This is a genomic window from Neobacillus drentensis (assembly GCF_036965425.1).
GTDB lineage: Bacteria > Bacillota > Bacilli > Bacillales > Cytobacillaceae > Neobacillus > Neobacillus drentensis_F.
In genome coordinates this window covers 1-8120 of record NZ_JBALPP010000204.1, presented here as the reverse complement: position 1 = coordinate 8120, position 8120 = coordinate 1, and the positions used below count along the sequence as shown (strand labels likewise).

The 8120-nt window shown below is 37.4% G+C and carries 9 protein-coding genes; 7 read left to right on the top strand and 2 right to left on the bottom strand.

All coding sequences use genetic code 11. From position 1 onward, the window contains the following. Positions 1–184: 184 nt before the first annotated feature. Positions 185–2509, top strand: coding sequence for an RNA polymerase recycling motor HelD (gene helD / locus V7161_RS30015; protein ID WP_335716418.1), 2325 nt, complete (start codon positions 185–187; stop codon positions 2507–2509). 68 nt (positions 2510–2577) lie between these two features. Next, complete coding sequence (locus V7161_RS30010; protein ID WP_335716417.1) at positions 2578–3192, top strand: DUF2238 domain-containing protein; 615 nt, start codon at positions 2578–2580, stop codon at positions 3190–3192. Between the two features lie 44 nt (positions 3193–3236). Here V7161_RS30010 and V7161_RS30005 read toward each other — a convergent pair whose 3' ends face one another. Then, positions 3237–3371 (bottom strand): BA3454 family stress response protein, encoded by a 135-nt coding sequence (locus tag V7161_RS30005; RefSeq protein WP_289988262.1) that lies wholly within the window; start codon positions 3369–3371, stop codon positions 3237–3239. Between the two features lie 102 nt (positions 3372–3473). Here V7161_RS30005 and V7161_RS30000 point away from each other — a divergent pair, with 102 nt between their 5' ends. Then, entirely contained in the window at positions 3474–3941 is a 468-nt protein-coding gene (locus V7161_RS30000) for a GNAT family N-acetyltransferase (protein ID WP_335716416.1), read from the top strand. 21 nt (positions 3942–3962) lie between these two features. Here the strand turns inward: V7161_RS30000 and V7161_RS29995 are convergent, their stop codons facing one another. Further along, positions 3963–4193 (bottom strand): hypothetical protein, encoded by a 231-nt coding sequence (locus tag V7161_RS29995; protein ID WP_335716415.1) that lies wholly within the window; start codon positions 4191–4193, stop codon positions 3963–3965. Positions 4194–4400: 207 nt separating this feature from the next. Between V7161_RS29995 and V7161_RS29990 the strand changes: the two genes are divergently transcribed. The 4 genes from V7161_RS29990 to asnS all read left to right on the top strand — a co-directional run bounded on the left by V7161_RS29990 (position 4401) and on the right by asnS (position 8071). Further along, entirely contained in the window at positions 4401–5150 is a 750-nt protein-coding gene (locus tag V7161_RS29990; protein ID WP_335716414.1) for an SDR family oxidoreductase, read from the top strand. Next, on the top strand, positions 5131–6159 hold the full coding sequence (locus tag V7161_RS29985) for an S-adenosylmethionine:tRNA ribosyltransferase-isomerase (RefSeq protein ID WP_335716413.1): 1029 nt from the start codon (positions 5131–5133) through the stop codon (positions 6157–6159). The genes V7161_RS29990 and V7161_RS29985 overlap by 20 nt, the downstream gene beginning before the upstream one ends. Before the next feature lie 15 nt (positions 6160–6174). After that, a complete protein-coding gene (locus V7161_RS29980) occupies positions 6175–6528 on the top strand; it encodes a VOC family protein (protein WP_335716412.1) in 354 nt (117 codons plus the stop codon). 151 nt (positions 6529–6679) lie between these two features. After that, on the top strand, positions 6680–8071 hold the full coding sequence (gene asnS / locus V7161_RS29975) for an asparagine--tRNA ligase (protein ID WP_335716411.1): 1392 nt from the start codon (positions 6680–6682) through the stop codon (positions 8069–8071). Positions 8072–8120: the final 49 nt, after the last annotated feature.

Below are 8120 nucleotides of genomic sequence, written 5' to 3'. Positions count from 1 at the left end.
GCCAAATGGCATTTGCTTATTAGTTTCAAAATTTACTTGTGAAAAAGGAAAAAGCATGATAAAATGATTTTTGGTTTAATATGTAATGTGTTATTTATTGAATAAAATACCCTATAATAACATTAACATATTAGTTTGTGAAAGTCAAACAAAAGGACCAAAATTTTTTCTGGGGAGTGATTTCATGAACGAAAAACAGAATAAAGTTTGGCAAATGGAACAAGATCGGGTACTTGAGGTTGTCGAAGAAATTGAAAAAAAAGAAAATAAATTAATGCACAATACCGGCAAAGTTAGTTCAGACGTCTTAGAGCTTCGAAAAACCTTTTGGGAAGATGTTACCGTCAATTTGGATGATCCTGATGATGTTATCGAAACGGCAGCGAGTATTAAGCAGCAATCAGAATTACTTTCTGAGCGGGAACGGACCCATAAACAATTGGATAAACACCTTAAAACGCTGGATCGGCTTAAATACTCCCCGTACTTTGGAAGAATTGATTTTTTAGAGGATGGAGAAAAGGCAACAGAAAGTGTCTATTTGGGAATTGCTTCGTTTATGGACCAGGATGACGAAAATTTTTTAATTTATGATTGGCGAGCGCCTATTTCGAGCCTTTATTATGATTATTCTCCAGGACCAGCTCATTATAAAACCATGGATGGAAACATTGAAGGAGTAATGAAATTAAAGCGACAATTTATTATTCGCGCTTCAGAAATAAAAGGGATGTTCGACACCGGTGTAACAATTGGCGATGAAATGCTTCAGGAAGTGCTTGGGAATAACGCAAGCACACAAATGAAAAGCATTGTTGCGACAATTCAACGTGAGCAAAATCTGATCATCCGAAATGAAAAAAGTAAATTACTGATTGTCCAAGGAGTAGCGGGAAGCGGGAAAACATCAGCAGCCCTGCAGAGGGTAGCTTATTTATTATATCGATATCGTGATACCTTAAAGTCAGAAAATATTATGCTATTTTCTCCAAATCCTTTGTTTAATAGCTATGTGGCTACAGTGCTTCCTGAACTTGGAGAAGAAAATATGCAGCAAGCGACTTTTATGGAGTTCCTTAATCACCGTTTGGGTCATGAATTTGAAGTAGAAGACCCATTCAATCAGATGGAGTATTTGTTAAACGGACAAAATGACGAGGAATTTCATGGTAGAGTTTCAGGCATCCGATTTAAGGCAAGCCTCGAATTTAAACACATCATCGATCAGTATGCATCCAATTTATCAAATGATGGTTTGCTTTTTAGAGATTTAATCTTTAGAGGTGATGTGTTAATCTCGAAAAATGAAATCCATCGGTATTTTTATAATTTAGATAAGAATTACACCATGCCAAATCGGATTCAGCTTGTTAAAGAATGGTTAATAAAAGAATTGAAGCGTGCGATGAAACGTGAGCGTTCAAGAAGCTGGGTGGAGGAAGAAATTCAATTTCTTGAAAAAGAAGATTACATGGAGGCATACAAGCAGCTGTTAGAGAAGAAACATTTCACTGAGAATACGTTTGATGATTTTGAAAGAGAACAAAAACTTCTAGCTGAAATGGTAGTGAAAGAAAAATTTAAACCTTTATTTGCAAGGGTGAAAAATTTGAAATTTATCGACATGGCGGGGATTTATCGGCAAATTTTTGAATTGAGAGATGGAATAATGGAGACTTTGCCAGCCAACTGGGACAATTTTGGCAGGCAAACTGTCGATAAATTAACAAATGGGGAAATACCTTATGAAGATGCCACTCCATATGTCTATCTTCAGGATTTAATTCAAGGGCGAAGATCGAATACTTCTATCCGCCATATTTTTATTGATGAAGCGCAGGATTATACACCATTTCAATATGCTTTTATTCAAAAATTATTCCCGTATAGTAAGATGACGTTGCTAGGTGATTTCAATCAAGCCATCTTTTCAGGCGCGACGGGCTCCGAGACTGTGTTAACAGATTTAGACCTGAAAGGTGAGGACATTGAAACGTATGTTTTAACAAAAACGTATCGTTCTACTAGAGAAATAGTTGAATTTACGAGTGGGTTGATAGACGGCGGAGATAAAATTGAACCATTTAACAGGAGAGGCAGTAAGCCAATTCTAGAAAAGGCAGAACAATCACAGCTATTTTCTCTCATCACTGAGAAAATCAAGGGCTATGAGAAACAGGGGCATAAGACAATCGCCGTTATCTGCCGCACAGCAGAGGAAAGTAAAGGCGTGTTTGAGGCGCTAAAAAATAATGTCTCAATACATTTAATCGAGAAAGGTACGATTTCTTATGAAAAAGGCATTCTGGTGATTCCGTCTTATCTTGCAAAGGGGATAGAATTCGATGCGGTCATTTTGTACGATAGTTCAGCTTATAAAAGTGAAAATGAACGAAAGCTCTTTTATACGGTCTGCACTAGGGCCATGCACGAATTGCACCTATTTGCAGCAGGTCCGATTAATCCGTTATTAAATTCTGTTCCGAAAGATACCTATGTAATAATTTAATCAATGTGAAAAGCTGCAGGTTTTGAGAATCTTGCAGCTTTTTCGTAATTTGAAAGGAGGCAACTAACATGCTAAAGGAGCAACAATACTTAATCGTTTTTCTATTATTGTTCTCCATTGTGCTAATTTGGTCAGCAGTCCATCCCCATGACCGATTTACTTGGTGGCTGGAGGTAATACCAGCTTTAATTGGGGTATTAATATTATTATTTTCCTATCGTTTTTTCCAATTTACCTCTCTTGTTTATTTCTTAGTCCTTATTCATTCCTGTATTTTATTTATTGGAGGGCATTATACATACGCTGAAATGCCTTTATTTAACTGGTTTAAGGAAATTTGGGGCTTTGAACGAAATTATTATGACCGGCTCGGTCATTTTGCTCAAGGTTTTATTCCAGCCATCATTATTCGCGAATTATTGATTAGAACTTCTCCTTTAAAAAATACGAAATGGCTCCCGGTAACGGTAGTATGCATGTGCTTGGCTATTAGCGCTGCTTATGAATTAGTTGAATTTACCGTGGCGATTTTGACCGGGGAAGCAGCTGATGCATTCCTCGGTACACAGGGGGATGTGTGGGATACCCAATGGGATATGCTGTTAGCCTTGATTGGTTCAATTATTTCGTATTGGTCACTTAGTAAAATTCATTCCCATCAATTAAAAAAGTTAATTAAATAAGTAACACAGCAGCATTAGCACGCTGCTGTGTTTTTAGGGAGAGATTATTTTTTCCATTGCTTTTGAACTTGTTCAAAAGCAAGTCGCAGAATTTCTTCATCGGTAGTGTCTCGAGTAGTTATGACATTCGTTAAATAGCTTCTGCCTTCAAATGTAATTGTTACTTCAACTTGTACCATTGGAATCACCTTTCTTTTCTATATTGAATTTGAAAGTTTGCTAAAGTTAATAATGGTTTTTTGATATAATGGTTCCAAAAATGGATAGTTAGGTGATCAATTATGTCGATGTTTTTTGAAGAGATAAAGAAAGATACACTGTATATTGCTGTTGAAATAGTTAATTCAAACCCTGAGTATAATGTGTTTGAAAACGGTAAAGAAACAAGGAATCTAGAAGACCTTGAAGATGAATTTTTAAATCAAAACACAATTTGTTCTTTCATTAAACTCGATGACACCTATATTGGCGTTATTGATTTTATGCTGGAAAATCCAAATGATCATTATCCGTGGTTAGGTTTATTGATGATACATGGTGATTATCAAGGTTATGGTTTTGGTGCACAGGCCTATGCACTATTTGAAAAAGAGATGCTAAAACGAGGTTTGGACACTGTCCGAATTGGTGTGTTACAAGAAAATAAAAAAGCGCAGCATTTTTGGGAGTCGAAAGGATTTGTTTATTATAAAACGTCACTATCCAAAAATGGAAGTGGAATATTATGCTATCAAAAATCAATTGAATAGGAAACTTCCTAAAAGGAAGCCTTATACCTCAACAGTCATAAATTCCTCCACAAATAGCTGCACCTCATTCTTGTCAATTTGATTTTTCTTAAGTAAGGATTCAACAACGACAAGATGGGCTTGAATGGAAATATTTTTCTTTAACTCTCGCACTGATACATCGCCATTCAATAATTGGATGGCTTTTTCTCTGATGTCTTGATTCTTAGAAGACTTGTAAAGAAGATAGGCAATGCACGTAATCTTATCCACTGCAAACACTCCTCATTAATCAAGAATCGAACTTTTTTATATAATTCGACCCTCAATATTCATTTTCCTGCTAATTTTCTGAAAATTATTAAAAAATATTAGACTAAAGTCGTAGCTAGAATCAAGCTTCTTTACGAGGTGATTAAAATACAATTTCCATATGATAAAACCATAGAAAACAAATAAATTCGTAAGGGGTTTTGTAAAATGGAAAATAATCAAGTAGTGATGATTACTGGTGCATCAAAGGGATTAGGGAAAGCATTAACATTAGCATTTGCTCGAAAAGGAGCTAGCTTGGCAATTTGTGCAAGAGGTGAACGTGATTTAGAAAACGTCAAAAAAGAAGCTGAAGCCCTTGGCGCACCTAATGTAATTGCGGTAACGGCTGATATTTCTAAATCAAGAGATGTAGAAAGATTTGTGGCGGTTACAGAGAATGCCTATAGGAAAATTGATGTTTTGATAAATAACGCTTCGATCTTGGGACCCAGTCCGATACCATTACTATTGGATTTTCCAGAGAAAAATTTTGTTGAGGTATTAAGAGTCAATGCGGTGAGCCCGTTTTTAGTCACAAGAAGGGTGCTGCCTGGCATGCTGCTTAGAAATAACGGCTCAGTCATAAATGTAACATCAGAAGCGGGTAACACAGGATATGCTGGCTGGGGAGCCTACGGGATTTCAAAATTTGCGGTTGAAGGACTAACGGAAACATGGGCAGATGAGGTGGGCGATACGGGTGTCCGGGTAAATATGGTCGACCCTGGTGAAATGGATACAGAGATGCACCAATTAGCAGTACCCGATTGTGACTATGAATTAGCCAATCCCAATGATGTTGTCGAGGTATTTCTTTACCTTGCCTCTGATAAATCTAAGAGGGTAAACGGACAGCGATTCAAAGCACAGGAATTCCTCCAAGGGAGTGTTGAAGATGCTTCAAGAAACGCTTAAGTTTGAACTGCCTTCTGTTTTAAATGCCTCCATGCCGCCAGAAAGAAGAGGAGTCCGGAGGGACCAGGTTAAAATGATGGTCCTAGACCGCAATACAGGGCAAACATCACATGATCACTTTTTTAATCTTGATGACTATTTAAGAACCGGTGATGTCCTTGTTCTAAACAGCAGCAGAACAGTACCAGCAATATTAAAATCGGAATTGCTGCGCATTGGGAAATTAATCTATAGTGAAATTGAAATCCGCTTAGCTCGAAGGATAAATGAATGCACTTGGGAAGCGCTGGCTGTTACTGAGAGGGTAGAAAATGGAGATTCGCTTGTCTTTTCACCGAGTCTGACCGGGGAGGTGTTATCTGCACCTAATAATACCCCGTTTATTACTATCCAGTTTAATCAACGTGGTTCTGACTTATATAATGAAATCTATGCAATCGGGGAGCCGGTCCGATATGAATATATTAATATCCCTTGGGGACTCGATTATTATCAAACGGTTTTTGCCATTCATCCTGGATCTGTTGAAATGCCATCAGCAGGCCGTGCTTTCAGCTGGGAATTATTATTTAAACTACAGAAAAAGGGGATAAAGCTTGTTTTTATCCAGCTTCATACAGGGCTAAGTTATTTATTAGATGATAAGTGGGAACATTCACCAACTGAAAACAGTGAGGAATATAACATTCCAGCTGAGGCATGGGAGGATATTTTACAGGCAAAGATGAATGGTAAAAGGGTAATTGCAGTTGGTACGACAGTTGTCCGCGCAATGGAAACGGCTGCTGGAAACGGTTGTTTATCTGGATGGACAAATCTATATATAAAGCAGAATTACAAAGCAAAAATCGCTGATGGAATTATTACAGGAATGCATGAACCAGAAGCAAGCCATTTAGATATGCTCTCAGCCTTCATCAAACAGAAGGATTTATTCAATGCCTATCAAGAGGCGATCTCATTGGGCTATTTATGGCATGAATTTGGCGATATGAATCTTATTCTATAATGACAGGAGAATAGTATGTTAAAACTCCACCATTACGCAATAGAAGTTACTGACGTTCATATTGTTAAGGCTTTTTATATAAATTTATTGGGGTTTATTGAGGATGGAAAGGTAGAGTTTGATGGTGAAGAAATCCTATTTTTACGGAATGGAGATTTCCTTCTTGAACTTATTGAAGTAAATCAAGAGGAATCTCCTCCTGGAAATGTTCATCTATGTTTTGAAACAAAAAGTATAGATGATATTATAGAAAAGTTTTTAAAAGCTGGAATTACTCCTGATGAAGGTCCATATACCCTTAAAAATGGCTGGAAGACGGTTTTCTACAGAGGTAGTGAGAATGAAATATTAGAATTTCTTGAGCCTTAATTTGTTGTATATTGCTTATTGAGGTAAATTTTTTGTATAATATTGAAGGGATAAAAGAAAAACGATATTAATGCCAAATTCTACCTTTCGTCCCGCTTTGGGAGGAAGGGTTTTTATTTATCCATTAAGTAATACATAGGAGGATTTACTGATGAAACAAGCCTTGATTAAGGATTTGTACCGAAATACAGAAACTTATGTGGATCAGAAAGTTCAATTATCCGGCTGGGTTAGAACGATCCGTGATTCCAAAACCTTTGGTTTCATTGAATTAAATGATGGCAGCTTCTTTAAAGGTGTGCAAATCGTTTTCGATGATCAATTAGAGAACTTTAAAGAAATTGCCAAGCTGCCAATTAGCTCTACGATAAAAGTGGAAGGAGAATTCATCCACACTCCTCAAGCTAAGCAGCCTTTTGAAATTAAAGCAACAACCATTGTCGTTGAGGGAATCTCTACTGTAGATTATCCTTTACAGAAGAAAAAGCATACCTTTGAATACTTACGGACGATCGCTCACTTAAGACCAAGAACAAACACTTTCTCTGCGGTCTTCCGCGTTAGGTCTTTAGCGTCCTATGCAATTCATAAATTTTTCCAGGATAAAGGTTTTGTTTATGTTCACTCTCCGATTATCACAGGCAGTGATACTGAAGGGGCAGGGGAAATGTTCCGTGTAACCACACTTGATATGGACAACCTTCCAAAAAATGACGAAGGAAAAACGGATCTAACAAAGGATTTCTTTAACAAAGAGACCAATCTAACCGTTAGCGGACAGCTTTCTGCTGAAGCCTTTGCTTTGGCCTTCCGCAATGTCTATACTTTTGGGCCAACTTTTAGAGCAGAAAACTCAAACACTGCAAGGCATGCTGCTGAATTCTGGATGATTGAGCCCGAACTCGCATTCGCTGAACTTCCGGATATTATGGACCTTGCAGAAGAGATGGTTAAATATGTGATTGGTTACGTATTGGAACAAGCTCCAGAGGAAATGAACTTCTTTAACAGCTTCATTGAAAAAGGTTTATTAGACCGTTTAAATAATGCTCACACTGCTGAATTTGGCCGGGTAACCTATACGGAAGCCATTGATTTATTAAAAGAATCCAAAGAAACGTTTGCATATCCAGTTGAATGGGGATTGGATCTGCAAACAGAACACGAACGCTATTTGTGTGAAAAGGTATTTAAGCGTCCTGTTTTCGTTACGGATTATCCAAAGGAAATTAAAGCTTTCTATATGCGTTTAAATGAAGACGACAAAACAGTGGCCGCGACTGATTTGCTTGTTCCAGGAATTGGTGAGCTAATCGGCGGCAGCCAGCGTGAAGAACGCGAAGATGTACTTACAGGTAAAATTAACGAACTTGGTATGAATGAAGAAGATTATTGGTGGTATTTAGAATTAAGAAAATACGGCGGAACAAAGCATTCAGGCTACGGGCTTGGCTTTGAGCGCTTAATTATGTATCTAACAGGAATGTCAAACATTAGGGACGTCATTCCATTCCCAAGAACAACTGGTAATGCAGAATTTTAAACTTTATTAACAAAAAGAAGACCAATTCAGTGAATTGGTCTTCTTTTTG